Origin of the sequence: Massilia norwichensis, from assembly GCF_024753245.1 — a bacterium.
Taxonomy (GTDB): Bacteria; Pseudomonadota; Gammaproteobacteria; order Burkholderiales; family Burkholderiaceae_D; genus Telluria; species Telluria norwichensis.
Map to the genome: position 1 here is coordinate 1 of NZ_JANUGX010000072.1, position 1,413 is coordinate 1,413.

1 protein-coding gene is annotated in these 1,413 nt (G+C 55.8%); it reads right to left on the reverse strand.

The window, feature by feature from the left end; all coding sequences use genetic code 11:
- Positions 1-1,379 (reverse strand): IS30 family transposase (locus tag NX782_RS26170; protein WP_370661843.1); only part of this gene is annotated, 1,379 nt, incomplete at its 3' end.
- Positions 1,380-1,413: the final 34 nt, after the last annotated feature.

Here is a 1,413-nt window from a genome sequence, read left to right on the forward strand (position 1 = left end):
ATCGCAACACTGACGTTTTCGCATGATAAACGATCGGCAAATGCTTCGGCCGGTGTTCGCCATTTGAGAGCTTTGCGGGGACGATTGTTGAGTGCCATAGTCACTGCAGCGAGATCTGGCGCACTGTATCGCGCCAGATCGGTCCCCTTAGGAAAATATTGTCGAAGTAGTCCGTTCGTGTTTTCGTTCGTTCCGCGTTGCCAAGGGCTACGTGGTTCGCAAAAATAGATCTGCATTCCGGTAGCGTCTTTCACTTGGACGTGCTGGGCCATCTCAGCGCCTTGATCCCACGTCAATGATTTGCGCATCGCCGGTGGCAGCGCCAACATCGCATCCGTAATAGCCATCCTAACCGCCTCGGCCCCGTGGCCAGCCAATGCCGGGCCATTCTTTTCTCGGGCTGTACCGTGCTCGCCCATCCGAGGCAGATGCAAGAGCACAGTGAAGCGCGTACTGCGCTCGACAAGTGTTCCAATTGCGGAGCTTTCAAGTCCAATAATCAAGTCGCCTTCCCAATGGCCCGGTGTGTCCCGCGACTCTACCTCTTTCGGCCTTTGATCGATCAGTACGTCAGGAGTAACGAAGTGTTTGCCACGTGCCTTAACGCGCGCCCGCGGAACGCGTAGGGGTCGTCCTGAACGCAGGAAGGCGCTGAATTCGCGCTTCAAAGCACCTCGTCCTTCGATATACAGCGCCTGATAGATGGCCTCATGGGAAATACGCATTGAAGCATCCTCAGGAAAATCAATGCGCAAGCGATTTGCAATTTGCTGGGGACTCCATGACGTGGCCCAGCTACGATCCTGGCGTCGGCCATGTCGTCTACGCGACCAAGACAGTTGGGGACCGACATGCTTACCGGCCTTGTTTGTGATCTTACCGCCGAGTCTATCCTGGACGTATTTTCTTAATGCTTCATTTGACGCGAGCTTGGCATGCTTGGGCCGCTTGGCTCGACGCTCAGCGTGCCACTGTGCGGTGGTAGCCCGATATTCGACGTAGCCGCTTCTGGTGGCAGCATTGCGGATGAGCTCGCGCGAAACCGTGGATGGGCTTCTCCCAATCTGCCTGGCGATTTCCCGTATCCTGAACTGCTGTGCGCGTAGCAATGCGATTTCCTCGCGTTCCGCAAGCGACAGGAATCGGCCCGATGGTGGAACAAGGTTAACATTTGGCATTCCACCATTTTGCCGAAACCACCGCGCTCCCACGGCAGGAGAAACTCCTGCGGCAATAGCCGCGTCTTCACTTGGAAGTCCGTCTGCGATCGCCTTCCAAAAGATCCGTCGCACGTTACCTAAGCCGACGCCGGGTCGACCTATCGAACCTACTACTGGACGAATGCCACGTTTGCAGCGCCCATGCTTTGGTTTTCCCACTTCACCTCCAAAAAAATGAGGTGTTGCGATGACT